Source organism: Rhizorhabdus sp. GW822-FHT03C02 (assembly GCF_058801765.1).
Genome location: NZ_JBXANN010000001.1, coordinates 249,554 through 275,086, shown reverse-complemented (window position 1 = coordinate 275,086; position 25,533 = coordinate 249,554). Strand labels below are relative to the sequence as shown.

At 68.0% G+C, this 25,533-nt stretch carries 22 protein-coding genes; 12 read left to right on the top strand and 10 right to left on the bottom strand.

All coding sequences use genetic code 11. The annotated features are described in order from the left end of the window. Positions 1-21: 21 nt before the first annotated feature. Entirely contained in the window at positions 22-630 is a 609-nt protein-coding gene (gene plsY / locus AC1RM6_RS01280) for a glycerol-3-phosphate 1-O-acyltransferase PlsY (RefSeq protein WP_493097774.1), read from the bottom strand. A gap of 166 nt (positions 631-796) precedes the next feature. Between plsY and murI the strand changes: the two genes are divergently transcribed. The 7 genes from murI to AC1RM6_RS01245 all read left to right on the top strand — a co-directional run bounded on the left by murI (position 797) and on the right by AC1RM6_RS01245 (position 7,110). Next, a complete protein-coding gene (murI, locus tag AC1RM6_RS01275; protein ID WP_493097773.1) occupies positions 797-1,591 on the top strand; it encodes a glutamate racemase in 795 nt (264 codons plus the stop codon). Between the two features lie 122 nt (positions 1,592-1,713). Further along, positions 1,714-2,928 carry a 5-aminolevulinate synthase gene (gene hemA / locus AC1RM6_RS01270; protein WP_493097772.1) on the top strand — a complete coding sequence of 405 codons (1,215 nt, stop codon included), beginning with the start codon at positions 1,714-1,716 and terminating at the stop codon, positions 2,926-2,928. A gap of 56 nt (positions 2,929-2,984) precedes the next feature. After that, positions 2,985-3,176: a type II toxin-antitoxin system VapB family antitoxin gene (locus AC1RM6_RS01265; RefSeq protein WP_493097771.1), complete on the top strand. Its 192-nt coding sequence runs from the start codon at positions 2,985-2,987 to the stop codon at positions 3,174-3,176. After that, positions 3,173-3,544, top strand: coding sequence for a type II toxin-antitoxin system VapC family toxin (locus AC1RM6_RS01260; RefSeq protein WP_493097770.1), 372 nt, complete (start codon positions 3,173-3,175; stop codon positions 3,542-3,544). Before AC1RM6_RS01265 ends, AC1RM6_RS01260 begins: the two co-directional genes overlap by 4 nt. Before the next feature lie 59 nt (positions 3,545-3,603). Beyond that, a complete protein-coding gene (locus AC1RM6_RS01255) occupies positions 3,604-4,119 on the top strand; it encodes a GNAT family N-acetyltransferase (protein WP_493097769.1) in 516 nt (171 codons plus the stop codon). A 52-nt stretch (positions 4,120-4,171) separates the two neighbouring features. Beyond that, positions 4,172-5,557 carry a DUF4139 domain-containing protein gene (locus tag AC1RM6_RS01250; protein ID WP_493097768.1) on the top strand — a complete coding sequence of 462 codons (1,386 nt, stop codon included), beginning with the start codon at positions 4,172-4,174 and terminating at the stop codon, positions 5,555-5,557. Between the two features lie 53 nt (positions 5,558-5,610). Then, on the top strand, positions 5,611-7,110 hold the full coding sequence (locus tag AC1RM6_RS01245; RefSeq protein WP_493099496.1) for a DUF4139 domain-containing protein: 1,500 nt from the start codon (positions 5,611-5,613) through the stop codon (positions 7,108-7,110). Positions 7,111-7,119: 9 nt separating this feature from the next. Here the strand turns inward: AC1RM6_RS01245 and AC1RM6_RS01240 are convergent, their stop codons facing one another. After that, positions 7,120-8,769, bottom strand: coding sequence for a ShlB/FhaC/HecB family hemolysin secretion/activation protein (locus tag AC1RM6_RS01240; RefSeq protein ID WP_493097767.1), 1,650 nt, complete (start codon positions 8,767-8,769; stop codon positions 7,120-7,122). A gap of 81 nt (positions 8,770-8,850) precedes the next feature. Next, entirely contained in the window at positions 8,851-10,230 is a 1,380-nt protein-coding gene (locus tag AC1RM6_RS01235) for a hypothetical protein (RefSeq protein ID WP_493097766.1), read from the bottom strand. A gap of 251 nt (positions 10,231-10,481) precedes the next feature. Here AC1RM6_RS01235 and AC1RM6_RS01230 point away from each other — a divergent pair, with 251 nt between their 5' ends. Beyond that, positions 10,482-10,976 (top strand): winged helix DNA-binding protein, encoded by a 495-nt coding sequence (locus tag AC1RM6_RS01230; RefSeq protein ID WP_493097765.1) that lies wholly within the window; start codon positions 10,482-10,484, stop codon positions 10,974-10,976. 159 nt (positions 10,977-11,135) lie between these two features. Next, the gene (locus AC1RM6_RS01225) at positions 11,136-11,810 is read left to right on the top strand and encodes a DUF4136 domain-containing protein (protein WP_493097764.1); all 675 of its coding nucleotides are present in this window, start codon (positions 11,136-11,138) and stop codon (positions 11,808-11,810) included. Between the two features lie 295 nt (positions 11,811-12,105). Here the strand turns inward: AC1RM6_RS01225 and dnaE are convergent, their stop codons facing one another. Then, on the bottom strand, positions 12,106-15,579 hold the full coding sequence (dnaE, locus tag AC1RM6_RS01220; protein WP_493097763.1) for a DNA polymerase III subunit alpha: 3,474 nt from the start codon (positions 15,577-15,579) through the stop codon (positions 12,106-12,108). A gap of 176 nt (positions 15,580-15,755) precedes the next feature. Between dnaE and AC1RM6_RS01215 the strand changes: the two genes are divergently transcribed. Continuing rightward, complete coding sequence (locus AC1RM6_RS01215) at positions 15,756-16,304, top strand: hypothetical protein (RefSeq protein ID WP_493097762.1); 549 nt, start codon at positions 15,756-15,758, stop codon at positions 16,302-16,304. Between the two features lie 120 nt (positions 16,305-16,424). Here the strand turns inward: AC1RM6_RS01215 and AC1RM6_RS01210 are convergent, their stop codons facing one another. The 4 genes from AC1RM6_RS01210 to AC1RM6_RS01195 all read right to left on the bottom strand — a co-directional run bounded on the left by AC1RM6_RS01210 (position 16,425) and on the right by AC1RM6_RS01195 (position 20,087). After that, positions 16,425-17,135 carry a Crp/Fnr family transcriptional regulator gene (locus AC1RM6_RS01210; protein WP_493097761.1) on the bottom strand — a complete coding sequence of 237 codons (711 nt, stop codon included), beginning with the start codon at positions 17,133-17,135 and terminating at the stop codon, positions 16,425-16,427. A 107-nt stretch (positions 17,136-17,242) separates the two neighbouring features. After that, on the bottom strand, positions 17,243-17,344 hold the full coding sequence (cydX, locus tag AC1RM6_RS01205) for a cytochrome bd-I oxidase subunit CydX (RefSeq protein ID WP_493097760.1): 102 nt from the start codon (positions 17,342-17,344) through the stop codon (positions 17,243-17,245). Between the two features lie 11 nt (positions 17,345-17,355). Further along, a complete protein-coding gene (cydB, locus tag AC1RM6_RS01200; RefSeq protein WP_493097759.1) occupies positions 17,356-18,495 on the bottom strand; it encodes a cytochrome d ubiquinol oxidase subunit II in 1,140 nt (379 codons plus the stop codon). 23 nt (positions 18,496-18,518) lie between these two features. Beyond that, positions 18,519-20,087, bottom strand: coding sequence for a cytochrome ubiquinol oxidase subunit I (locus AC1RM6_RS01195; RefSeq protein WP_493097758.1), 1,569 nt, complete (start codon positions 20,085-20,087; stop codon positions 18,519-18,521). A gap of 127 nt (positions 20,088-20,214) precedes the next feature. On the opposite strand from AC1RM6_RS01195, the gene cydD reads away from it, so the two are divergent. Then, positions 20,215-21,867, top strand: coding sequence for a thiol reductant ABC exporter subunit CydD (gene cydD, locus AC1RM6_RS01190; protein WP_493097757.1), 1,653 nt, complete (start codon positions 20,215-20,217; stop codon positions 21,865-21,867). Continuing rightward, positions 21,864-23,480 carry an amino acid ABC transporter ATP-binding/permease protein gene (locus AC1RM6_RS01185; RefSeq protein WP_493097756.1) on the top strand — a complete coding sequence of 539 codons (1,617 nt, stop codon included), beginning with the start codon at positions 21,864-21,866 and terminating at the stop codon, positions 23,478-23,480. The genes cydD and AC1RM6_RS01185 overlap by 4 nt, the downstream gene beginning before the upstream one ends. Before the next feature lie 3 nt (positions 23,481-23,483). Here AC1RM6_RS01185 and AC1RM6_RS01180 read toward each other — a convergent pair whose 3' ends face one another. Both AC1RM6_RS01180 and hemN read right to left on the bottom strand, forming a co-directional pair. After that, on the bottom strand, positions 23,484-24,176 hold the full coding sequence (locus AC1RM6_RS01180) for a Crp/Fnr family transcriptional regulator (protein WP_493097755.1): 693 nt from the start codon (positions 24,174-24,176) through the stop codon (positions 23,484-23,486). Further along, a complete protein-coding gene (gene hemN, locus AC1RM6_RS01175) occupies positions 24,166-25,488 on the bottom strand; it encodes an oxygen-independent coproporphyrinogen III oxidase (RefSeq protein WP_493099494.1) in 1,323 nt (440 codons plus the stop codon). The genes AC1RM6_RS01180 and hemN overlap by 11 nt, the downstream gene beginning before the upstream one ends. Positions 25,489-25,533 lie beyond the last annotated feature (45 nt).

Genomic DNA, 25,533 nt, shown 5'->3' with positions numbered 1-25,533 from the left:
CGCGGCGGCATCAGGCGCGGATCATTCGCCGGTGGGCGCCTTGCCGCCACCGACCTTCGGCTCGGTGCCGTCGATCAGCCGGGCGATATTGCCGCGATGCTTCCAGACCAGCAGCAGCGCCATCGCCAGGAACAGCCAGACCAGGTCCGACTGGCCGCCGGCCGCCGCCGCGATCGGGGTGGCGATCGCCGCCGAGATCCCGCTGGCCGACGAGCGTTTGGCGATCAGCAGCATCGCGATCCACACCGCGGCGAACACCAGCCCCGCCGGCCAGTAGAGCGCCAGCGCGACGCCGAGCATCGTCGCGACCCCCTTGCCGCCCGCGAATTTCAGCCAGACCGGATAAAGATGGCCGATGAAGGCGCCGCCGCCCGCGACGACCGCCATCTCGGGCGCCACGAAATGACCGGCAAGCAGGGCGGCAACCGCGCCCTTGGCGCCGTCGAGGATCAGGGTCGCCGCCGCCAGCCCCTTGCGGCCGGTGCGCAGGACGTTGGTCGCGCCGATATTGCCCGACCCGATCTGGCGCAGATCGCCCGCGCCGCCGAGGCGGGTCAGGATCACCCCGAACGGGATCGAACCAAGAAGATAGGCACCCAGCAGCACCAGCGCTGTGGCAAGGACCGGCATTCGGACAGGCTCCACTCAGGGCTGGCGGACCATAATGAAACATTCCGCCCGCGCAACACGCAGTGTTGGACAATCTTCGGCGCCGACGCCAGCCTCAACCGCATGAAACCGCGCGAAGCCCGGCGCGGCAGTTGGCATCGCGCGCGGGCCACTCTACATGCGCGCCATGACCGACGACCGTCCGATCCTGATGTTCGATTCCGGGGTGGGCGGGCTGTCCGTGCTCGCCCCGACCCGCGCGCTGCTGCCCCAGGCGTCGTTCGTCTATGTCGCCGACAATGGCGGTTTTCCCTATGGCACCAAGAGCGAAGCCGAGATCGCGGCACGGGTGCCGGCACTGCTCGGCCGGCTGGTCGAACGGCACCGCCCGCGGCTGGTGGTGATCGCCTGCAACACCGCCTCGACGATCGCGCTCGCCGCGGTGCGCCAGGCGCTCGACCTGCCGATCGTCGGCACCGTCCCCGCGATCAAGCCCGCAGCCGCCGCCTCCCGCTCGCGGGTGATCGGGGTGCTCGGGACCAACGCCACCGTCCGCCAGCCCTATGTCGACGATCTGTCGGCGCGGTTCGCGGCCGACTGCACGGTGCTGCGCCACGGATCGGCGCGGCTGGTCGAACTCGCCGAGGCGAAGCTGCGCGGCGATCCCGGCACGCCGGCCGACTATGCCGGGGTGCTCGCCGGGCTGCTCGACCAGCCGGGCGGCGATCGCATGGACATGATCGTGCTGGCCTGCACCCATTTCCCGCTGGTCGCCGAGGAACTCGCCGCGGCCGCACCGCGCCCGATCGATTTCGTCGACGGCGGCCCCGGCATCGCCCGGCGGGTGGCCTATCTGACCGAGGGGCAGGACTGGCCGGCTGCCCCCACCGGCCAGGCGATCTTCACCGCGCAGGCCGAGATTTCCGCGGCTTTGGCGCAGGGACTTGCGGATCGCGGGCTCGCCACCATCTCCTTTTTGTAGAGGATGATAGCGGCCGAGAGCCGCTCAGTTAGGAATCGTTCTCACTGGCAAAACGCCCACCATGGCCTTAATAGTCCGGCGATTCAGGTCCGGCAAAGGGACCGGGGCGGGGAGCAGGGCTCTTGGACTATCAGCGCGTTTTCACCCAGGCGATCGACCGTCTGCATGCCGAAGGCCGGTACCGGGTGTTCATCGACATCCTGCGCAACAAGGGGATGTTCCCCAATGCGCGCTGCTTTGCCGGGCATAACGGCCCCAAGCCGGTCACCGTCTGGTGCTCGAACGACTATCTGGCGATGGGCCAGCACCCCAAGGTGATCGCGGCGATGGAAGAGGCGCTGCACGATGTCGGCGCCGGTTCGGGCGGCACCCGCAATATCGGCGGCAACACCCATTATCATATCGACCTCGAGCATGAGCTCGCCGACCTGCACGGCAAGGAAGGCGCGCTGCTGTTCACCTCGGGCTATGTCTCGAACGAGGCGACGCTGTCGACCCTCGCCAAGGTGCTGCCGGGCTGCATCATCTTCTCCGACGAGCTCAACCATGCCTCGATGATCGCGGGCATCCGCAATTCGGGCTGCGAGAAGCAGGTGTGGCGGCACAACGACCTCGAACATCTCGAGGAATTGCTCGCCGCCGCCGACCCCGAAGCGCCCAAGGTCATCGCCTTCGAGAGCGTCTATTCGATGGACGGCGACGTCGCCCCGATCCATGCGATCTGCGACCTGGCCGACAAATATAATGCGCTGACCTATCTCGACGAGGTCCACGCGGTCGGCATGTACGGCCCGCGCGGCGGCGGCATCTCCGACCGCGAAGGCGCCGCGCACCGGCTGACGATCATCGAAGGCACGCTCGCCAAGGCGATCGGGGTGATGGGCGGCTATATCGCCGCCGACCAGATGGTGATCGACGTCATCCGCAGCTATGCGCCGGGCTTCATCTTCACCACCTCGCTCGCCCCGGTGCTGGTCGCCGGCGCCCTCGCCAGCGTGCGTCACCTCAAGCAAAGCTCGGAGGAGCGCGACGGCCAGCAGGCCGCCGCCGCCAATCTCAAGCGGATGTTCGCCGAGGCCGGGCTGCCGGTGATGGACACCGTCACCCATATCGTCCCGCTGATGGTCGGCGATCCGGTCAAGGCCAAGAAGGTCTCGGACATCCTGCTCGCCGAATATGGCGTCTATGTGCAGCCGATCAACTATCCGACGGTCCCGCGCGGTACCGAGCGGCTGCGCTTCACCCCCGGCCCCGCGCACACCGAAGCGATGATGCGCGAACTGACCGAGGCGCTGGTCGAGATCTGGGGCCGGATGGAGATGAAGCGGGCGGCGTAATCATTGAAGAGCGCATCACTTGATGACATATATGATGTCATTGTTGGAGATGGCTCATGCGCACCACCGTTTTTCTGGACGATGATCTCGTTGCCAAAGCGCAGGCCTATACCGCGTTGACCGACAAGACGCCGTTGCTTCGCGAAGCGTTGAAGGCGCTGATCGAACGGGAGAGCGCGCGGCGACTGGTGTTACTGGGTGGCAGTGAGCCCGATCTGGGCATGCCGGTCCGCCGTCGCTCCGAATGATCCTGGTCGACAGCTCGATCTGGATTGATCACCTTCGCGACAGCAACGCCGCCTTGGTCAAATTGCTCGAGGCGAACCAGATTTTGAGCCATCCATTCGTGATAGGCGAACTTGCTCTCGGTAGTTTACGCCAGCGCGACAAGGTGCTCGGCGCTCTATATGGGCTGCCGACGGCAAGAGTCGCTGCCGACGATGAAGTCATGACTTTGATCGAGCGGCAGCCCCTGCACGGTCTGGGCATAGGCTATGTCGATGCCCATCTCTTGGCCGCGACCCGGCTTACCGCCGGCGCACGTCTGTGGACGAGGGATCGCAAACTTCAGGCAGCGGCTTCGACGATGGGAATTGCCGCAACGGCATCACACTGACGCCCGAACAGGTGTCGCGCTTGGCAGTTGGCAGCGGTGCGATTAAAGGCCTCTCGATCATGACCCCGTCGCTCACCGTTCGCACCGCCACACCCGCCGACCTCTCGTTGCTGCATCCAGTGATCGAACGCGCCTATCGCGGCGATGACGCGCGCGCGGGGTGGACGCATGAGGCCGATCTGCTCGACGGGCAGCGCACCGATCTGGCGACGCTCGAGGCGATCCTCGCCAGTCCGGCCGACCGGCTGCTGGTCGCCATCCGCGACGGCAAGCCGATCGGCTGCGTCCAGATCAGCGATCGCGGCGACGGCATCGCCTATCTCGGCCTGCTCTGCATCGATCCGCTGCTCCAGGCGGGCGGGCTCGGCCGGCAGATGATCGCCGAGGCCGAGGCCCAGGCCCGCAGCCAGTTCGGTGCGACGACGATCGAGATGACGGTGATCAGCAACCGCACCGAGCTGATCGCTTATTATGAGCGGCGCGGCTATGCGGCGACCGGCGAGGTCCGCCCCTTCCCGATCCCGCTCGATCCGCCCTTCTATATGGTCGTGCTCGCCAAGCCACTTACGCTATAGCAAAACGACGGAAATCCGGCCATCTTCCGCCGAAACAGGTGGAGGATTGCCGATGCTGCGTCGAGGATTCGCGGTCGTGCTGACACTGGTCGGCGCGCCGGCTCTGGCCCAAGGCGCCGCACCGCAGAGCGCGCAGGGCGACGTCTCGGTCACGATCTACAACAACAACCAGGCGCTGGTGCAGGATGCGCGGCAGCTCACCGTACCGGCCGGGCGGTCACGCCAGGAATTTCCCGACGTGTCGGCGCAGATCCGGCCGGCGACGGTGACGCTGTCGGGCGCGGGGCTCGCGATCGTCGAACAGAATTTCGACTATGACCTGCTGTCCCCCGACACGCTGATGGACAAGGCGGTCGGCCAGACGATCACGATCGTCCGCACCAATCCGGCGACCGGGGTCGAAACCCGCGAGCAGGCCAAGGTGCTTGCGGCCAATGGCGGCATCGTCCTGCAGATCGGATCGCGGATCGAGGTGCTGCGCGACGACGGGCTGCCGGTGCGGGTGGTGTTCGACAAGGTGCCCGACAATCTTCGCGCCCGCCCGACCCTGTCGGTCACGGTCGAGGCCGCCCGCGCCGGGGTGGTGCCGACCCGCCTCTCCTATCTGACCCCAGGGCTCGGCTGGGCAGCCGATTATGTCGCCCTGTTCGACGAGGCCAAGGGGGCGATCGACGTCCAGGGTTGGGTGACCCTGACCAACAACACCGGCACCAGCTTCGTCCATGCCGAAACGCTGCTGGTGGCGGGCAATGTCGGCGGCCGTAGCGGGCTGCGCACGATCGACCCCGACACCGGCACGATCGAGCAGGCGGGCACCGAGAGCGGCACCCGCGAACGGCTGGGCGACTATTATCTCTATCCGCTCAAGGAGCGGACCACGATCGCCAACGCCCAGCAGAAGCAGGTGAGCTTCCTCGACGTGAAGGCGGCTCCGGCACGCAAGGCCTATCAATATGTGAATGGCTGGCTGGGCAGCAACGACGATCCGCGCAGCGCGGCGTCGGTGCTCAAATTCTCGACCTCGCGCGAGGGTGGGCTCGGCGACCAGCTTCCGGCCGGCACGCTGCGGGTCTATCTGCGCGATGCCCGCGGCAACCCGCAATTCATCGGCGAAAGCCGGATCGGCCATACCCCGATGGGATCGGCGATGGCGATCCGCACCGGCGACGCGTTCGACGTCAAGGTCAAGACGGTGGTCGCCCAACGCACCAGATTGTCGAACCGGCGCTGGCGCACGGAAATGCGCTACACGCTTACCAATGCCCGCCCCGAGGCGGTCGCCGTCGATCTGGCGCAGGACGGGCTATGGGGCGACACAAGGATCGACGCACAGAGCATCGTCGGCGAGCGCATATCGGCCGACCGGGTCGAATGGAAGGTGCCGGTGCCCGCCAACGGCACCACCGAACTGACCGCGACTTTCGACACGCGGTTCTGAACGAGGTGCGGGCGCTTGCCCTGCTGATCGCGGCATCGGTCGCGCAACCCGCCATGGCGGGGACGGTGGTGTCGCCCGCCGCCAGCCATGTCGCGGTGACGATCTACCGCGATCCGGGTCGCGGCGAAGGCGCGATGAATCGCAACTGGCCCGGCGGCTATGCGCTGATCAGCGAGACGCGGACGCTGCATATCCCCGCCGGCGCTTCGGTGATCCGCTTCGAGGGCGTCGCCGAGGGGATGCTGCCCGAGTCAGCGGTGGTGAGCGGCCTGCCGCGCGAAGTGCGCGAGAAGAACCGCGATGCCCGGCTGATCTCGCCCGCCGGCCTGGTCGACGCCTATCTGAAGCGCCAGGTCATGATCCGGCGCACCAGCCGCGCGACCGGCAAGACGATCGAGCAGGATGCGATCATCCAGGCCGGCCCCTCCGGCGGCGTCATCCTCAAGACCGCCGAGGGGATCGAGGCGCTCGGCTGTTCGGGGCTGCCCGAACGGATGATCTATGCCGGGGTGCCCAACGACCTGTCGGCGAAGCCGACCCTGTCGGTGCTGACCGACAGCGAGCGCGAGCTGACCGTCACCGTCCAGCTCACCTATCTCGCCGAAGGTTTCGACTGGTCGGCCGATTATGTCGCCGAAATGGCCGACGATCGCGAGACGATGGGGCTGTTCGCCTGGCTGACGATCGCCAATGGCGGCAGCCAGAGTTTCGACGACGCCGATCTGCAGGTGATCGCGGGCCGCCCCAATCGCGAGGCGAAGGCTGCCCAGCCACCGGCCCCCGCGCCCGAGCTCCATCTGCAATGCTGGCCGATGGACATCACCAGCACCCATGATCGGATCGGTGGCGCCCCCCCACCGCCACCTCCTCCTCCTCCGATGATGGCGCCCGCGCCCGGTGCCGCCGAAGATATCGTCGTTACCGCACGCCGGCGCGGCGAATCGCTGATGTCGGTGCCGATGGCGCTGAGCGCGGTCCAGGAAGAGCTGGGCGATCTCAAGCTCTACCGCGTTCCGGCCCGCGTCACCGTCGCCGCGCATGGTCAGAAGCAGGTGGCGATGCTCAACCAGCCCGAGAGCCGGTTCGAACGCATCTATTCGGCGAGTGTCGACAGCGGCGACGAGGACGCCCGGCCGATGACACAGATGCTGCGATCGACCAATGTGAAGACCAAGGGGCTCGGCCTGCCGCTGCCCGCCGGGCATCTGACGCTGTTCGAGCCGGTCGACGGCCAGACCCTGCTCGCCGGCGAGGCCGATCTCGGCGATCATGCGATCGGCGAGAAGGTCGAGTTCGCGGTCGGCGACAGCCCCGACGTCAACTGGACATTGCGCCGGACGAGCGCGAGCACGAAGCGGGCGACGTGGCGCGCGCAGATCAGCAACGCGCGCGACGTTCCGGTGCAGGCCGAACTGATCGTCCCCTATGAACTGGCTTCGAAACCCAAAGGTATCGAGCGCGGCCAGGGCGGCTGGATCCTCAAGGCGGTGGTGCCCGCGAACGGCACCGCATCGATCGACTATGCGGTAAAGGTCGATCTCGTCACCGAGTGAAGGCGGGTTTCAAGGTTTAAGCGACAATTTCCACCCGACCGACAGCCGCCAGTCCTTCTCATAGCCCGGATAGGGCCGGTCGATCGGCCGGGCCGCTTCGAGGAACAAGGCCGCCTTGTCGGTCCAGGCGATGCGGGCGCCGCCACCTGCCGAGGCAAGGTCGAAATCGCCGCCCGGAAACGGGCCGCGATCGAGGATCGTCACCCTGGCGCCGTCGACGAAGCCGTAAAGCTCGCTATTGGCGAACGCCTTCGCCTTGACCGGGCGGATGGCGAGTTCGGCGAGGCCGGCGACGCCACGGTCGGCGCTGATCACCGCCACCTCGAAGGCGCGGCCAAACTCCTCGCCGCCGACCGCGAAACGCTCGGCCGCGGGCAGCCGGTCGCGGCTATATTGGCCCGAGACGCGCAGCCGGGCGACGATGCGCTTGCCGATCGCCTGGTCGATCGTCGCGCGGGCGTTGACCTTGGTGAACCCGGTCTCGGCGAACGGCGCGATCACGCGCGCGCCCAATATGTCGAACCCGCGGCTGACGGTGGCGCCGGCGGTGATGCTGCGCTTCGGCAGCGCTTCGGCATAACCGAGCGCCACCCGCCCGGCACGGGTCCGTTCGGACGAGATCAACTGACCGAAGGCGGCATTGTCGCTGTTGAGCCCGTCGAAGGTCGCGCTGGCGGTCAGGTTGCGTTTGTAGCTGCGCAGGATCGGGTAGCTGTAGGTGATCCCTGCCAGTTCGGCCTCGCCCTCGATCTGGCTGCGGCGCGGTTTGGTCTTGAGATAGCCGAACGACGCGGTCAGCCGCCCGCCATCGCTGCCGACCGGGGTCGAATGGGCGATCGAGGCATAGCGGTAATTCTTGAAATTGGCCGAGGCCGCGGCGGTCAGGTCGGTCTCGTCGCCGCCGCGCACGAGGCCGTAAAGCTTGGCGGTCGCGTTGAATTCGCCACCCTTGTAGGTGGTGCCGCTGCGGTTGTCGAAGCCGAAGCCGAGATCGGCCGGCTTGTCGGTGACGGTCAGCACCACCCGCACCTTGCCACGCCCCGACCCTTGCAGGATCTGGATGTCGGTCCTGGTGCCCGGCACGTCCTGGACCAGCGAGACATAGCGTTCGAGGGTCGACTTGCGAAGCGGGGTCTCACCGGTCATATGCGCGGCGATGCGGGCAATCAGCTTGCGGGCGCGGCCGGTCGACTTGTCGGCGAGTTCGACCTTCTCGACCATCCCCTCGATCAGCACGACCTGCAGCACGCCGTCGGTGAAGCGCTGATCGGGGATCAGCACCGAGTAGAGCGCGATATCCGCCTTGGCATAACCGTTCGACAAGGCCGCCGCGAGAGCCGCGAGATTGGCGGCAGTCGCGGGCTTGCCGACGAAGCGCTGCGCTTCCTGCGCAACTGGTGCCGGCGCCTGGGTGCCGGTGAAGCGGATCGACCTGATCGTCGCATCGGCACGGCCGGCGCCGCCTTCGACCTTGGCGCTGGCGGCGGGCGGCGCTTTTTGCGCGGCATCGGGTGTGGCCGGGGTGACCGGCTGGACCCGATCGGGGCGATTGCGATCGAGGATCAACGGCGTCTGCGCGAAGCCGGGTATCGCTGGAACGCCGCCGGCGAGACCGGACATGACGCAGCCGGCCGCCGCCAGATATATCCGACGCTGCATGAACATTCCCCTGTGGGGGCCGCCGAGCAAACGGCCCGCGGGCGATCAGGGGTGCGAACGGACGCCCGCACCCCGCCTGGCTCAGTTTCCGCCGGGCCCGCCGAGCAGCCCACGCGCACCATTGGTCGTGGTGGTGACGCCATTGGTCAGCGGCGCGGTTAGGCCGCCGACACCCGCGGTAACGGCATTGCCCGCGCTCAGTACCCCGGCAGTGACCGCGGTGCCCGCCGCCTGCGTCGGCGACACGACACTGGCGCCGACCAAGGGGCTGGCGCCGCCATTGAGCAGGGTCGTGTTGCCGACCGTGACCGTGGCGACACCGTTGGTGACGGGCGCCGCGGCATTGGCCACCGCGCTGGTCACCGGCGCGGCGGCATTGGTGACGGTGCCGGCGACCGCCGATACCGGCGCGACCACCGCGGTCGCGGTCTGGCCGGCGCTGGCGACCCCGACCGTGGCGCCGCTACCGGTGGTCTGGGTCGGCGACAGCACGCTCGCGCCGACCAGCGGCGTGGTGCCCGACGAGCCCAGCAACTGGGTGGTGCCGACGGTCGCACCGGCGACCTGGCCGAGCGCGTTGGTGAGCGGTGCGGTGGCCCCGGCCGTCGAACCGGGCAGCACCGCGCCGGCGGCACCATTGCCCGCGCCGAGCGGGGTCACCACCGCCTTGACGAGATTGCCTGCGGCATCGGCACCGACCGTCGCCAGGGTCCCGGCATTCTGGGTCGCCGAAGCCAGACTGACCCCGGCGAGCGGCGCCGAGCCGGCCGGCAGGACATCCTTGTCGAGAACGTTGAGCGAGACCGCCTGGCCGACCGCCGCGGTCAGCCCGTCGACCAGATAGCCATTGCCGTTGCCGGTATCGACCAGCGCCTGGCCGGTTCCCTCGACCACCTTCACCACCGTTCCCGCGATCGGCACCGATCCCGGCACCGTGCTGTCGACGGCCTGGACCAGCGTCGGGGTCTGGCTTCCGGCGCCGAGCACCGCATTGCCCGCGGTGACCAGCACTGGCCCGAGCGGGCCGGGATTGGATGGATTGCCGGTATTGGCGAGGACGCCGGTATCGGCAACGCCGCCGGCGCCGACCACACCCGGCAAGGCGACCTGGCTGAGCAGGCCCTGTCCGGTCTGGCTGCCGGTGCCGCCCGATCCGTCGCCGCTGCCACCGGTGCTGCCGGCTCCGGTACCGCCCGTACCCGAACCGCTGCCATCGCCGGTGCCGCCGCTCCCGGTCCCGGTACCCGTGCTGCTGCCGTCGCCGCCGGCGGTGCCGCTGCCATCGCCGGTCTGCGATCCCGAACCGGTATCGCCGGTTCCCGTCCCGCTGCCGTCACCCGCCGATTGCCCCGAGACGCCCGCCACCCGCAGACCTCCCGAACTTTCGCAGCCGGACAGCGCAAACAATGCGACCGATGCCAATAGCAAGGGCATCGACGATCCCGAGTTCAACCTGAGCATAGCAACCTCCACAGAACATGTGCGGCAGTAATCTCCAGCCGATGCCACACGTTCCGGTCGGTCCGAAAGCGGATGCGAAAGCTTCCCTAAGGGTTTTTACATAATGGATTTTCCAGTTGAATCGCGGGCCTATCGCGATCTCAAATGACCGACCCTTGGAACAAATGATATTATTACCAATGATAATCGATAATCTATAGTTTTATCTGAGGATGAATATTGCGATGGGCGCTCTTTTTTCGAGCGACGCCGTGAGCAACATCGACGGTTCGTCGAAGATATTCACGGGATTGTTCGAGTCGCTTGATCCTGATGCGGTGGTGACGGCCTTCCCCGACAAGGGCCACGGCCATGACCAATTGCGCCACAGGCTGCTGCTGGCGACCCGCGCCGTCCGCCGGACGATGAGCCGGTTGCGCGACGATTTCCCTCCGCCGCTGTTCGGCGATTCGAACCTGGCGATCATGCTCGCCTGCTTCACCGCGCTGCTCGAAGGCCAGTGCGCCTGCGTCAAGCAGATCAAGTCGATCCTCGACGAATCCGACACCGCCGCGCTGCGCCGGATCGATGCGCTCGAAGCCGCCGGACTGATCGGCCGCCAGCGCGACCCGCGCGACGGCCGGCGCACCTTCCTGCTGTTGACCGGACGGGGTGCATCGGCAATGGCGAACTTCTTCGCGGCGATCGAGACTGCGGGGATGGTCACGGCACAGGCCGCGACGGGCGCGTTCGGCCTCGCCCACTGACGCCCCGCCGGCGGCAGCGCAGAAAGATTTTCAAGCGACAATTTTCACACGCTGAAACCGCAGGTGCCACCGAAACGTTCAATATATGTTCAGCCGCGCCTTGCGATAAGGCGCGGCTGCTCTAAGTTGAACAGATCGCGATAGAATAAGGCGCCTCCCATGCCGTTTGCCACCCGACTCCCGCGCACCATCCTCGCCGCTGCTGCCCCACTGGCGCTGCTCCTCGTCGCCGGCTGTGCCCAGCCGTTCGAAGCCAAGGTCGCGCGCTTCCAGTCGCTTCCCGCTCCGCAGGGCCAGACCTTCGCGATCGAGCCCGTCAATGTCCGCAACGAAGGCGGCCTGGAATTCGCCACCTATGCGCAGCAGGTCTCCGAACGGCTCGGGGCCTATGGCTATCGTCCGGCCGCACCCGGCGACAAGGCCGCGCTGACGGTACAGCTCGATTATGGCGTCGACCATGGCGTGCAGAAGACGGTTTCGACCCCGACGCCGGGGTTCGGCTATGGCGGTTTCGGTTATGGCGGCTTCGGCCCTTATGGCTATCCGCGCCGCTGGGGTTACGGATCGTCCTTCTATTATGGCTGGGATTCGTTCGGCTATGATCCGTTCTTCAACAATCAGCGGGTCGACACCTACACGATCTATACGAGCTTCGTTGCGATGACGATCGTCAAGCCCGACGGCCAGCATGTGTTCGAGGGCAAGGCGCGCGCCAAGTCGATCGACGACAGCCTGACCAACCTCGTCCCCAAGCTGATCGAGGCGATGTTCACCAACTTCCCCGGCCAGTCGGGCGAAGAGGTGAAGATCACGGTCGCACCGCCGAAGAAATAAACTCGATCCTCATCGACAAGCCAGACCGCCGTCCCGGGCCAACCGGGGCGGCGGTTTTCTTTTGAAAATCGGGGCATGGACGGAAGGTCGTCAAAAAAGCCTGTCGGCCGCCGCCTCGCCATCGCGGGCAATGCAATTCAGATCCGTTTGAAATCCGCATGAGCGCACCGCGATATCAGGATGTCGATCATGCGTGCGAAGCGGCGACCTTTTGCCTGGCGTCGCGGATGATCGCCTTCATATCAAGGGGGCCGGCAACGCCACTGGCCTTTCCGCTGTCAGACGCCGAAAGCGATCACGCCACCAGCGCCAGCTTCGGTCCGCTGACCGTTCCGATCCGGGCGGTCAGGTTGGGCAGGCGCTCGATCCGCGCAACCAGTTCGGCGTCGAGGCGGAAGTCGCGGCCGAGCAGCAGGTCGGCGACGCTGCCGTCGGGCAGGATCGCCTTGAGCCAGAGCTCGCCGCGGCCGCCGCGTTCGCCGGCGACCATCCGGGCGAGCAGCGGCAGCGCCTGCGGATCGCTGGTCTCGACATCGACGCGCAGCCGGATCGCCTGCATCGATTCATAGCTTTGCAGCGAGCGCACCGTCACCCGCGGGGTCTCCTCGCCCGGGCGCCAGTCGAGTTCGACCCTGAGCAGCGCGCATTCGCCGGCCTTCGCCGCCTCTTCGAGATCGGCCGAGGCGGCGTCGTCGAAGCAGGTGGCGATGAACTGGCTGGTCGAGTCCGAACAGGTCGCCATCATGTAGCGCTTGCCGCGCGCCGAGGTGCGCCAGCGCGCATCCTCGACCAGCGCCGACATCACCGAATTGACCCGACCGCCCTCGGCCGGCGCCGGCAGCGCACACAGCGCCGCGAAGCTGCGCGCACCGTTGGCGTCGGCGAGATGGCGGACCCGGTCGGTCGGGTGTGACGAGAAATAGAAGCCGAAACTGTCCTTCTCGGCTCCCATTCGGTCAGCGAGCGACCAGCTGATGCTGCGATCAAGTCGTATCGGCGGCAGACCGCCGGCGATGTCGCCGAACAGCCCGCCCTGCCCGCTGTTGCGCTGGTCGGCGGCACTGGCGGCGTGCGCCTGGATCGTCTCGGCGGCGGCGAACACCACCGCCCGATCCTCCTCGAGCATGTCGAACGCGCCGCCGCCGGCGAGGCTTTCGAGCTGACGCCGGTTGACGAGGCGCGGATCGATACGGTCGGCGAAATCCTCGAGGCTCTTGAACAGCCCGCCCGATTTCCGCTCGTCGACGATCTGCTCCATCGCCTTTTCGCCGACGCCCTTGAGCGCGCCGAGCGCGAAACGGACGACACCGGCCTTGCCCTCCGGGCCGTCGACCTGCTCGACCGAAAATTCGGCCTCGCTGTGATTCACGCAAGGGCCGAGGCAGGCGATTTCGGACCGGCGCATATCGTCGACGAAGATCGCCAGCTTGTCGGTCTGGTGCATGTCGTAGCACATCGACGCAGCGAAGAATTCGGGCTTGTGGTGCGCCTTCAGCCAGGCGGTCTGATAGGCGACCAGCGCATAAGCGGCAGCGTGGCTCTTGTTGAAACCATAGCCCGCGAACTTGTCGATCAAGTCGAACAGCTCATTGGCCTTCGGAGCGTTGATGTCGTTCTTGGCGCAGCCCTCGACGAAGCGGCCGCGCTGGGCATCCATCTCCGCCTTGACCTTCTTGCCCATCGCGCGGCGCAGCAGATCGGCCTCGCCGAGCGAATAGCCGGCGAGGATCTGCGCGGCCTGCATCACCTGTTCCTGGTAGACGAAGATGCCGTAGGTTTCGGCGAGCACGCCCTCAAGCAGGGCATGCGGATATTCGATCGTCTCGCGCCCGTTCTTGCGGGCGCCGAACATCGGAATATTGTCCATCGGGCCCGGCCGATAGAGCGACACCAGCGCGATGATGTCCTCGAAACAGGTCGGACGCACCGCGGCCAGGGTGCGGCGCATACCTTCGGATTCGAGCTGGAACACGCCGACCGTGTCGCCCTTCTGAAGCAGATCGTAAACCGCCGGATCGTCCCAGGCGAGCGTGTCGAGATCGACGCTCACGCCCTGCATCTTGAGGAACTGTACCGCCTTCTGCAGCACCGACAACGTCTTGAGGCCGAGAAAGTCGAACTTCACCAGCCCGGCGCCCTCGACATATTTCATGTCGAACTGGGTGACCGGCATGTCCGAGCGCGGATCGCGATAGAGCGGCACCAGCGCGTCGAGGCGGCGGTCGCCGATCACCACGCCGGCGGCATGGGTCGAGCTGTGGCGCGGCAGCCCCTCGAGCTTCATCGCCAGGTCGAGCAGCCGGCGAACCGCGTCGTCGGACTTATATTCATGCGCGAGTTCGGCGACGCCGTTGAGCGCGCGGTCGAGCGTCCAGGGATCTGTCGGGTGGTTGGGGACCAGCTTGGCGAGGCGATCGACCTGGCCATAGCTCATCTGCAGCACGCGGCCGGTGTCCTTGAGCACCGCGCGCGCCTTCAGCCGTCCGAAGGTGATGATCTGCGCGACCTGGTCGCGGCCATATTTCTGCTGGACATAGGTGATCACCTCGCCCCGTCGGGTTTCGCAGAAGTCGATGTCGAAGTCGGGCATCGACACGCGTTCGGGATTGAGGAAGCGTTCGAACAGCAACCCGAGCCGCAACGGATCGAGATCGGTGATGGTCAGCGCCCAGGCGACCACCGAGCCCGCGCCCGAACCACGGCCCGGTCCGACCGGAATGTCATGATCCTTCGCCCATTTGATGAAATCGGCGACGATCAGGAAATAACCCGGAAAGCCCATCTTGATGATGATGTCGGTCTCGAATTCGAGCCGCTTGAAATAGGCATCGCGGTCGATCTCACCGGTCAGCTTCGCCAATCGCCGCTCGAGCCCGGCGCGCGCGTCCTCGCGCAGCGCGGTCGCCTCGCCCTCGCGATCGCCGGCAAGGCTGGGGAGGATCGGCTTGCGATAGGGGGCGGCGAAAGCACAGCGCTGGGCGACCACCAGCGTGTTGGCGAGCGCCTCGGGCAGGTCCGCGAACAGCCGCTCGATCTCGGCGGCGGGCTTCATCCACAGATGCGGCGACGACCGCGCCCGATCGACGCTGTCGATATAGGACGAGCTGGCGATGCAGAGCATCGCGTCGTGCGCCATGTGGAAATCGGCCTCGGCGAAGCTCGCCGGATTGGTCGCGACCAAAGGCAGATCGCGGGCATAGGCCATGTCGATCAGCGGCTCTTCGGCGCGCTGCTCGATTATGTTCTCACGCCGCGAAAGCTCGATATAGAGCCGGCCGGGGAACAGCCGTTCGAGTGCTGCAACATAATCGTCGGCGGCGCTCTTCTGTTCGTCGGCGAGCAGCCGGGCGAGCGCCCCCTCGGCGCCCGCGGTCAGCGCGATCAGCCCGTCGGTGCGCCCTTCGAGCGTCGCCATCGGCACATGCGCGTCCTCATGGACCGGCCGTTCGAGGTGCGCAGCCGAAACCAGCGCGCACAGATTGTCGTAACCGGTCGCGTCCTGCGCATAGAGCGCGATCCAGTCGATGATCAGTTTTTCGGTGCCGGGCCGCGCAACCGCGAGCAGGGTGCCGATGATCGGCTGGACCCCCTCCCCCTTGGCGCCGTCCGAAAAGGCCATTGCCCCATAGAGGCCGTTGCGGTCGGTGATCGCGGCGGCGGGAAAAGCCTGTTTCTTCGCGTGCTTGGCGATCGCCTTGGGGTCGATCGCGCCTTCGAGCATCGTGAAGGCCGAGAAGATTCTGAGCGGAACATAAGGCTTGAACGGCATCGGCCGACCTTATGCCCTGCGCCCCGAATTGCTAAGCCCGAATATAGTTTTCCACAGAATTCGACGCGCCTATCGGCCGGGCCGGTGGAAATTCGCGACGTCGATCTGCGGGTTTGACCGCGGTCAATGGCGACGTGGCGCCGATCGTCCAGAACCGCGGCGAAGGAGAGCGCGCGATGGGCGAACATCAGGAGGTTGGCGGCACGGTGATCGGATTCGGGCGGCCCTGGCACGTCATCCAGGAGATCGACCTCGTCCGCCTGCTCGCCGGCCATGAGCGACGTGCAGCCTGTTGCGACCGGCTCGAGGATCTGGCCGATGCCCTGCCCGCCATGCCCTCGGCCGGCGAGACCAGGCAGCTCTGCACGACGATCTCCAGCAGCATCGCGCAGGGCGAACGCGAGGAGGATCGCTTCCTGCGGGCGATGTTCGAGCGCGACGCGGCCAGCCTGCTCACCCGCAGCCTGCTGGGACGCATTCGGGTCGCACATGCGACCGATGCCGCCTATCTGCACGAGTTGGTCGCGGTACTCGATCCCGACAGCCGCGACCATCGCCCGCTCGGTGCCGAGGCGCTCGGCTATCTGCTGCGCTGCTGCTTCACGGGCTGCCGTCAGACGATGGCGTTCGAGGAGCTGGCGATCCTGACGCTGGCCGAGCGCCGCCTGGCGTCCGCCGCACGCGACATGCTCGTCAACCGTCTGGCGCGCCGCGCCACCAGTTGATTGTATTGCCGCGATTTCCGAGCCGCCGAGCGATTCCGCTCAGCTCGAAATCGCTCGTTTTTCGTTGCCGCGATTTCCGAGCCGCTGAGCGTTTCCGCTCAGCTCGAAATCGCTCGTTGATCAAGCCGCTTCGGCCCGGCTTTCGAGCGCGTCGGGGTCGCTGATCGTCACCGCGCGACCGCCGGGCAGCCGGATCACGCCGGCGGCCTTCAGCCGGGTCATCTGGCGGCTGACCGTCTCGATCGTCAGCCCGAGCACGTCGGCGATCTGGCCGCGGGTCAGCGGCAGGTCGAACGTCACCGGGCCGCCCGCGCTCGCCCGGCATCCGCCGGCCCCGGCGCGCGCCGCCATGTCGCGCAGGAAACCGGCGATCTTTTCCTCGGCCGACTTGCGCGCCAGCGTCAGCATCCGCCCGCGCGCATCGCCGAGCGCCTGCAGCGTCCGCTGGAGCAGCAACCGCTCCATCCGCACATGATCCTCGAGCACGCGTTCGAACGCCAGCCGCGGAAAGACGCACAGCTCGACGTCGGTCAGCGCGGTGATCGTGAAATCGGCCCGTTCGGCATAAGGCTGGCCGACGAAATCGGCCGGATAGAGCAGCCCGACGATCTGCTCGCGCCCATCGGCGGTCGAGGCGACCAGCTTGAGCACGCCCGACAGGAGATTGGCGCAGATCAGGCTGTCCTCGCCGGCCCACACCAGGCTCTCGCCGCGCGCGACATGGCGCCGCTGGCCGACGCTGTTGAGCGCGCGCAATTCGCGATCGTCGAGGCTGCCGCACAGCGCCTGATCGCGGACAGCGCATTCGGCGCAGATATCGGCGTGGATCATGTCCGGACGCATAGCAGGATATGCGGTGCCTGTCCTGTTAAAGCACGTAAAAGAGCCGGTCGCGCCGAAGCGCGCCGGCCCTTTTCGCGCAATCGAAATCACGGGTTTCAGTCGCCGTCTCCAGGCAGATGGAATTCGTGCCACATGCCGTTGAGAATGCCGAAGCCGACCGCGAGGCCGACGCCGAGGACCCAGGTGAAATACCACATCGTCTTGTTCCTCAATAATAATCGGGGTTGGTGCGGACATCCTCGGCGGTGACCCGTCCGAACATGACCTTGTAGGCCCAGGCGGTATAGGCGAGCACGATCGGCAGCAGCACCGCGGTCACGAACAACATGACCCCGAGCGTCTTGTGGGTCGACGAGGCGTTCCACACGGTCAGGCTCGAATGGGCATCGATGCTCGACGGCAGGATGAACGGAAACATCGACAGGCCGACGGTGGCGATGATGCCGAACGCCGATAGCGACGATCCCAGCAACGCGAGCGGTTCGATACCGCGGCGAATGCCGAGCAGCGCCAGCGCGGCACCCGCAAAGCCCAACACCGGGGCGAGGATCATCCAGGGATAGAGCGCATAATTGGCCAGCCAGCCGCCGGCGACCTGTTCGCTGGTGCTGCGCAGCGGATTGGACGGGCCGAAGGGATCGACCGCGCCGACCAGCCGGTAGCCGATGTCGCCATAGACGACGAACAGGAAGCCGCCGGCGAACAGCAGCATCGAGGCGATCGCCGCACCAGTGCCGAAGCGCCGGGCCCGGTCGTGGACCGCGCCATGTTCGACCTTGATCGTCAGCCAGGCAGCGCCGTGCAGCACCAGCATCGCCACCGAGAGCAGCCCGCACAGCAGGCTGAAGGGGGTGAACAGGCCGAGGAAGCTCCCCTCGTAGAAAGCGCGCAGGTCGCTGTCGAGGCGGAACGGCGCGCCCTGGAGGACATTACCGACCGCGACCCCGAACACCAGCGCCGGCACGAAACCGCCGACGAACAGCGCCCAGTCCCAGCGGCTGCGCCAGGCCGGATCGGCCTTCTTCGATCGATATTTGAAGCCGACCGGCCGCAGGATCAGCGCCGACAGCACCACGAACATCGCGAGGTAGAAGCCCGAGAAGCTGACCGCATAGACGAACGGCCAGGCCGCGAAGATCGCGCCGCCGCCGAGGATGAACCAGACCTGGTTGCCTTCCCAGGTCGGCCCGATCGCATTGATCGCCTGGCGCCGCTCGGGATCGGTGCGCCCGACGAAGGGCAGCAGCGCGGCGACGCCGAGGTCGAAGCCGTCGGTAAGCGCGAAGCCGATGAGCAATATGCCCAGCAGGCCCCACCAGATGACGCGAAGCGTCTCATAGTCGAACATGGTCTATGTCCCTTTGCTGGAGGTCAGGCGGCGATCGAGGGGACGATCGCGGGCGCGGGATCGGATCGGTCGGGGCTGTCGCTTTCGGGCCCGTGGCGGATCGTCGCGAGGATCAGTCGCACCTCGATCACCGCCAGCGCGCCGTAGAGCGCGGTGAAGCCGCAGATCGTCGTCCACAAAGCCGCCCGGCTGAGCGAGCTCGCCGCCAGGAAGGTCGGCAGCACCCCTTCGATCGCCCAGGGCTGGCGGCCGATCTCGGCGACGACCCAGCCCAGTTCGGTCGAGATCCACGGCAGCGGGATCGCCGCCACCGCGATCTTCAGGAACCAGCGCGCGTCCATGTGCATCCGCAGCGAGCAGAGCAGGAAGGCGGTGGCGAACAGCGCGATCATCGCGAAGCCGATCCCCGCCATGATCCGGAAGCTCCAGAACATCAATGGCACGTCGGGGATGACGTCCCACGCCGCCAGCCGGATCTGCGCCGGGGTCGCCAGGCGCGGATCGGCCATGTGCCGCTTGAGCAGCAGCGCATAGCCGAGGTCGCGCTTGTGCGCCTCGAACCGTGCGCGCGCGGCCATATCGTCCGGCGCGGTCTTGAGCGTCTCGACCGCCCCATAGGCGATCACCCCCGACGCGATCCGCTCCTCGGCCTTGAGCACCAGTTCGGACATGCCGGCAACCTGACCGTCGAGGCTGCGGGTCGCGATCAGCCCGAGCACCCAGGGTATCTTGACCTCATAGCGGGTGGTGCGCGCCGCGACGTCGGGCAGGCCGAACAGGGTCAGACCGGCGGGCGCTGGTTCGGTGTGCCAGGCCGCCTCGATCGCGGCGAGCTTCATCTTCTGGTTGTCGGTGAGCGCATAGCCGCTCTCGTCGCCGAGCACGACGACCGACAGCGACGCGGCGAGGCCGAACGCCGCCGCCACCGTCATCGAGCGCCGGGCGACGGGGACGAAACGCCCCTTGAGCAGCCAGAAGGCCGAGACGCCGAGCACCAGCACCGATGCGATCACATAGCCCGCGCTCACCGTATGGACGAATTTGGCCTGGGCGATCGGGTTGAACAGCACCGCGCCGAAATCGGTCACCTCCATCCGCATCGTCTCCGGATTGAAGGCCGCGCCGACCGGATTCTGCATCCAGCCATTGGCGATCAGGATCCACAGCGCCGACAGGTTGGTGCCCAGCGCCACCAGGAAGGTGACCGCGAGATGCCCGAGCTTCGACAGCCGGTCCCAGCCGAAAAACATGATCCCGACCATCGTCGCTTCGAGGAAGAAGGCCATCAGCCCCTCGATCGCGAGCGGCGCGCCGAAGATGTCGCCGACATAATGCGAGAAATAGGACCAGTTGGTCCCGAACTGGAACTCCATGGTGAGGCCGGTGGCGACCCCGAGCACGAAGTTGATCCCGAAGACCTTGCCCCAGAAGCGGGTCGTCGTCCGCCACACCGGGCGATCGGTCATCACATAGACCGACTCCATGATGACGAGCATGAACGACATGCCGAGCGTCAGCGGCACGAACAGGAAATGGTAAAGCACGGTCAGCGCGAATTGCAGCCGCGACAGGTCGATGACCCCGAGGTCCATTGGCTTCACTCCCGCACGGACGCCGCACATCCGGCCCCCGCGATGGCCGGTGGACTAGGCCGGTCGCACGACACCGACATTGACCACGGTCAAAGACGGTGCGCCGCCGCGGGGCGAGGACGAGCCCATGAACGCGATCCCTCACGACAAGAATCTCATCCGCACGCGGACGCGCTGGCTGGGGCGGATGGCCGGCCGCCGCACCGGCTCCGCCGCCACCCTGCTGCTGTGCGACACGCTCGCCGCGATCGGCTTTGCGGGCGGCCTGGCGGGTGCGATCTCCTCGGTGCCGGACGGCATGAAAGCGGTGCTGCCCTGGGCGGGCCTCGCGGCGCTGGCGGGTCTCGCGCGCGGAGGCTTCGCGATGCTCGGCGCCCGCATCGGCGCGGCCGGTGCCGAACAGGCGAAGCGGACGCTCCGCGGCCATGTCGTCGAACGCGCGCTCCACCGCGCCCCGGGCGCGGCGATCGCCACCGGCGACTGGACCCACGCCGCGGTCGATGCGGTCGAGGCGCTCGACGGCTATGTCGCGCGCTTCCTGCCGGCGCGAAAGGCGGCGGCGGCAGCACCATTGCTCGTGCTGGTGGCCACCGCCTTCGCCAGCCCGGTCGCGGCGATCATCCTCGTCGCGACGCTGGTGCCGTTCATCGTCGCGATGGCGCTCGCGGGCGGCGCCGCGGCCGACGAGTCGCGGCGCCAGTTCGTCGCGCTCGCGCGGCTGTCGAGCCGCTTCGCCGACCGCATCCGCGCATTGCCGGTGGTGCTCGCCTTCCGCGCCGAAGCGCGCGAGGCCGAGGCGCTCGGGGTCGCGGCGCAGGAATTGGCGCACCGGACGATGCGGGTGTTGCGGGTCGCGTTCCTGTCGTCGGGTGCGCTCGAATTCTTCGCCGCGCTCTCGGTCGCGCTGGTCGCGGTCTATTGCGGCTTCACCCTGCTCGGACTGCTGCCGTTCCCGGCGCCCGAGACGCTGACCATCGGCCGGGCCTTCTTCGTGCTCGCGCTGGCGCCCGAGTTCTACGCGCCGATGCGCCGGCTCGCCGCCGCCTATCATGACAAGCAGGCGGCCGAGACCGCCGCCGACCAGTTGATGGCTTTGCCCGAGCCGCCATCGCCGCCGGCGGGGACCCTGCCCTCCAGCCCCGCGATCGCCTTTCGCGGGGTGACGATCCGCTATCCCGACAGCGACCGGCCGGCGGTGGCGGGCATCTCGTTCGATGTGGCGGCGGGCGAGACGGTCGCGCTGCTCGGACCTTCGGGCAGCGGCAAGACCAGCCTGCTCCATCTGCTGCTCGGGCTCGCACCGCTTTCGGCGGGCAGCGTCGAGGTCGACGGAACCCCGCTCGACAGCTTCGCCAGCCTCGCTCCACTTGCCGCCTGGGCCGGGCAGCACCCGCTGATCGTCGCCGGCACGATCCGCGACAACCTCCTGCTCGCCCGCCCCGAGGCGACGATCGCCGAGATCGACACGGCGGTCGCCGACGCGGGGCTCGGGCCGATGCTGGGCCGTCGCCCGCTAGGGCTCGACAGCCGACTCGACGCGCGCGGCAGCGGCCTGTCGGGCGGCGAGCGGCGACGGCTGGCGCTCGCCCGCGCACTGCTCAAGCCCGCCTCGCTGTTGCTGCTCGACGAACCCACCGCGCATCTCGACACCGTCGCCGAGAGCGCACTGGTCGCGACGATCGAGCGCGCGCGGTACGGCCGCACCGTGCTGATCGCCACCCATAGCAAGTGGCTCGCGGCAATCGCCGACCATGTCGTACGGCTTGGAGACGATCGATGAGCCTCGCTACCCTGCTCGCCGGCGAGCGCCGCGCCGAAGCCCGGCGGCTCGCGCTCGCCGCGCTGCTGGCGGGCCTCGTCGCGGGCGCGTCGGTGGTGCTGCTCGGCCTGTCGGGCTGGTTCATCACCGCAGCCGCGATCGCCGGTGTCGCGGGACCGGCAATCGCGCATGGCTTCAACTATATGCTGCCCTCGGCCGGCATCCGGTTGCTGGCGATCGTCCGTACCGGCGCCCGCTACGGGCAAAGGCTCGCAAGTCATGGCGCCGCATTCGGCGCGCTGGCGCGGATCCGCCCGGCGCTGTTCCGGACGATCGCGGCGATGCCGCCGGCGCGTGCTCTGACGCTCGGCCGCGGCGAGGCCACCGCGCGGCTGATCGGCGATGTCGACGCGATCGAGGCGCGCTTCGTGCGGCTCTCCGACGGATGGAGCATCGCTGCGGCGCTCGCCTGCGGGCTCGCGCTGACCGGGCTCGGCGGCGTGGATGCCGCACTGGCGACGCTTGGCTGCCTGATCGTGCTGTTGATCGCCGGCGACCGGCTCGCGCGCCGGATCGAGGCGCCCGGCCGCGCGGTCCAGCATATCGCGGGGTTGTTGCGCGAGGACATGGCAATGCTGGGCGATGCCGCGCCCGAACTGCGCTGTTTCGCGCTCGAAGCCTGGGCTGCCGACCGGATCGAGGCGAGCAGCCGCGCACTCGCCGCCGCGCAGCGTACCCAGGCGAATGCCGCCGGCTGGTTCGAACTGCTCCACGCCGCCACCATCGGCATCGCCGCCGCCACCGCCCTGCTGCTGTCGATCGACGCCGGAGCGCCGGTGGCCGCACTCGCGGCGCTCGCCGCAGCGATGACGATCGACGCCGCCGCACCGGTCCTGCGCGGCATGGCCGAGCGCGGGCGGCTGCGCGAAGCCGAGGCCCGGCTCGACATGCTGCTCGACGGCCCCCAGCCGATCGTCGGCGCAGCACCGCCCGCCGACGGGATGATCCGCTTCGCGGAACTGCCCCGCCCGCTCGCGCCCGGCGAACGGCTGGCATTGGCCGGGGTTTCGGGGGCGGGCAAGACGACGCTGGTCGAGACGCTGGTCGGGTTGCGCGCCGCCGAACCGGGCCGCGTCGCGATCGGTGGGGTCGATATCGCGACGCTCGCGCCCGACGGGCTGCGCCGCTGTTTCGGTTGGCTGCCGCAGGACGCGACGTTGCTGAGCGGCACCGTGCGCGACAATCTGCTGCTCGCCGATCCGCATGCTGACGAGACGACGCTATGGGAAGCGCTGCGTGACGCCGGGCTCGACGATCGTGTCGCGCGGCTCGACCGGGGCCTTGACGGCTGGATCGGCGACAATGGTGAGCGGCTGTCGGGCGGCGAGCGCCGGCGGCTCGCGCTCGCGCGCGCTTATTGCGCCGACGCCCCCTGGCTGCTGCTCGACGAGCCGAGCGAAGGTCTCGACGCCGCAACCGAGGCGCTGATCGCCGAACGGCTCGACCGTCGGCTGGCACGGACTGGACAGGGGCTGATCCTCGTCAGCCACCGGCCGAGATTGGCGGCTCTGTGCGCATGGCGGCTCGCGATCGACACCATGGCCGCAGCCAGCCGGACAACGCTCGCCGCCTGAAACTCAGCCTGCCAAACTGCGCAGCCCCGCCGGGTCGAGCAACCGCACCGCCCGCCCGCCCGGCAGCGCAATCAGCCCAGCCCTCTTGAGCATCGTCATCTGGCGGCTGACCGTCTCGATGGTGAGTCCCAGCGCCTCGCCGATCGCCGCGCGCCCCATCGGCAGTTCGATCATGTCGGGGTCGACACCGGCGCCCGCCAGCCGCGCCGCCATGTCGAGCAGGAAGCCCGCGACCTTTTCGGAGGCGTGGCGCCGCCCGAGCATCAGCATCGCGCGCCGCGCCTCGGTCAATGTCGCCAATGCGCTGCGCAGCAGCACACGCAGCGCCCCGTCATGCTGGACGAGCAGCCGCTCGAGCGGCTGGCGCGGATAGACGCACAGATCGGCGTCGGCGAGCGCGATGATCGACTCGCCGGCCTGGAGCGCGAAGGGGTCGCCGACGAAATCTCCCGGGAACAGCAGGCCGACGATATGCTGGCTGCCGTCGGGCCCGTCGCGCACGACCTTGAGCGCGCCGTCGACCAGCATCGCGCAGATCGCCGCCGGATCGCCCGCCCAGACCAGCACCTGCCCCGCGGGGACCGTTCGCCGCCGCCCGATCGCGCTCAACGTCGCCAGTTCGTCCGCGTCGAACGCCGCGCACAGGCCGTGACCGCGCACGCTGCAGGTCGCGCAGCGCGCGGTGTCACACGGCATGGCTGAACCGGCCCGGCTGGTCCTCGCGATAGGCATCGAGCGTCGCCGCGATCGCACGGGCATAAGGCAGCGCGCCATCGCGCAGCGTCAGCCGGCTTCCCGTCCAGCCGATCAGTCCCGCAGACTCGAACGGCTGGAGCCGCCGATGCAGATGGTCGCGATCGGGGATGTCGCTCAGGTCGGCCGATCCGCTGGTGAGGATCGCCGCGATCGCCGCCCCGCGCAGCCGATCCTGGACGGTGCGGTGCAGGCCGCGCGCGGTGGCGAAGCCCGGCGCCGCGATCGCGAGATGATAGCGGCCGCTATTCTTCTCGTTCTGAAGGAGGCGATCGGGAAATTCGCTGATCGCGCTGGCGCCCAGACCGATCAGCACCCGCGCCGGATCCTCGGTGAAGCCCTGGAAGTTGCGCCGCAACGTGCCGTTCGCCGCCGCGATCGCCAGCGCGTCTTCGGGCTTCGCGAAATGGTCGAACCCCACCGCGCGATAGCCGGCCCCGGTCAGCGTCCGATAGGCGAGCGCGGCCTGGTCGAACCGTGCATGGGCATCGGGCAGCGCGGTCGCGTCGATCCGGCGCTGGCGCGGGATCAGCTGCGGGACATGGGCATAGCCGAACACCGCCAGCCGATCGGGCGCCATCGCGATCGCGGTCGCAAGGGTATCGGCGAGCGTCGCGTCATCCTGCCCGGGTAGCCCATACATCAGGTCGAAGTTGATCGAGTTGACGTCGGCGCGGCGCAGCAGGTCGACCGTGCGCGCAATGTCCGCGGTCGGCTGCACTCGCCCGATCGCCGCCTGGAGGCGTGGATCGAAGGTCTGGACGCCCAGGCTGACCCGCGCGGCGCCGGTATCGGCAAGCGCCATTGCCCAGTCGGCGTCAAAGCCGCGCGGATCGACCTCGACCGACAGGACCGGATCGGCGCAGCGAAACCGCGTCACCACCCGATCGACCAGCGCGACGAAGGCGGCGGGGGCGATCGCATTGGGGCTGCCGCCGCCGACCGCGATCCGGCCGATCCGCCCGTGTCCGCCCAGCCGGGCAGCGACGAGGTCGATCTCGGCGCCGAGCCGGTCGAGATAGGCGGCGAGCCGGGCGCTACGGTTGGCGGCACCGGTGTTGCATCCACAATACCAGCAGATCTCGCGGCAATAGGGGATGTGCAGATAGAGCGACACCGGTTCGTCATCGCCGATCGCATCGAGCGCGATCGCCATGTCGTCGGGGCCGACCGCATCGCCGAATTCGGCGGCGGTGGGATAGCTGGTATAGCGCGGCACCGGCCGGGCGAGCAGGTCTGGGTGATAGGTCCACATGACAACGGGATGCACCGGTCGCCTGCATCCTTCTTTGATCGCCGT

Excerpts from the sequence above, each read along its gene's own strand:
- plsY (WP_493097774.1), bottom strand. The coding sequence starts at position 630 with ATGCCGGTCCTTGCCACAGCGCTGGTGCTGCTGGGTGCCTATCTTCTT.
- AC1RM6_RS01215 (WP_493097762.1), top strand. The coding sequence starts at position 15,756 with ATGGGCGAACATCAGGAGGTTGGCGGCACGGTGATCGGATTCGGGCGG.
- AC1RM6_RS01250 (WP_493097768.1), top strand. The coding sequence starts at position 4,172 with ATGCTGCGTCGAGGATTCGCGGTCGTGCTGACACTGGTCGGCGCGCCG.
- AC1RM6_RS01210 (WP_493097761.1), bottom strand. The coding sequence starts at position 17,135 with ATGATCCACGCCGATATCTGCGCCGAATGCGCTGTCCGCGATCAGGCG.
- AC1RM6_RS01225 (WP_493097764.1), top strand. The coding sequence starts at position 11,136 with ATGCCGTTTGCCACCCGACTCCCGCGCACCATCCTCGCCGCTGCTGCC.
- AC1RM6_RS01240 (WP_493097767.1), bottom strand. The coding sequence starts at position 8,769 with ATGCAGCGTCGGATATATCTGGCGGCGGCCGGCTGCGTCATGTCCGGT.
- AC1RM6_RS01265 (WP_493097771.1), top strand. The coding sequence starts at position 2,985 with ATGCGCACCACCGTTTTTCTGGACGATGATCTCGTTGCCAAAGCGCAG.
- AC1RM6_RS01185 (WP_493097756.1), top strand. The coding sequence starts at position 21,864 with ATGAGCCTCGCTACCCTGCTCGCCGGCGAGCGCCGCGCCGAAGCCCGG.
- AC1RM6_RS01260 (WP_493097770.1), top strand. The coding sequence starts at position 3,173 with ATGATCCTGGTCGACAGCTCGATCTGGATTGATCACCTTCGCGACAGC.
- cydD (WP_493097757.1), top strand. The coding sequence starts at position 20,215 with ATGAACGCGATCCCTCACGACAAGAATCTCATCCGCACGCGGACGCGC.
- hemN (WP_493099494.1), bottom strand. The coding sequence starts at position 25,488 with ATGTGGACCTATCACCCAGACCTGCTCGCCCGGCCGGTGCCGCGCTAT.
- murI (WP_493097773.1), top strand. The coding sequence starts at position 797 with ATGACCGACGACCGTCCGATCCTGATGTTCGATTCCGGGGTGGGCGGG.
- AC1RM6_RS01195 (WP_493097758.1), bottom strand. The coding sequence starts at position 20,087 with ATGGACCTCGGGGTCATCGACCTGTCGCGGCTGCAATTCGCGCTGACC.
- AC1RM6_RS01235 (WP_493097766.1), bottom strand. The coding sequence starts at position 10,230 with ATGCTCAGGTTGAACTCGGGATCGTCGATGCCCTTGCTATTGGCATCG.
- cydX (WP_493097760.1), bottom strand. The coding sequence starts at position 17,344 with ATGTGGTATTTCACCTGGGTCCTCGGCGTCGGCCTCGCGGTCGGCTTC.
- AC1RM6_RS01180 (WP_493097755.1), bottom strand. The coding sequence starts at position 24,176 with ATGCCGTGTGACACCGCGCGCTGCGCGACCTGCAGCGTGCGCGGTCAC.
- cydB (WP_493097759.1), bottom strand. The coding sequence starts at position 18,495 with ATGTTCGACTATGAGACGCTTCGCGTCATCTGGTGGGGCCTGCTGGGC.
- AC1RM6_RS01255 (WP_493097769.1), top strand. The coding sequence starts at position 3,604 with ATGACCCCGTCGCTCACCGTTCGCACCGCCACACCCGCCGACCTCTCG.
- AC1RM6_RS01245 (WP_493099496.1), top strand. The coding sequence starts at position 5,611 with ATGGCGGGGACGGTGGTGTCGCCCGCCGCCAGCCATGTCGCGGTGACG.
- dnaE (WP_493097763.1), bottom strand. The coding sequence starts at position 15,579 with ATGCCGTTCAAGCCTTATGTTCCGCTCAGAATCTTCTCGGCCTTCACG.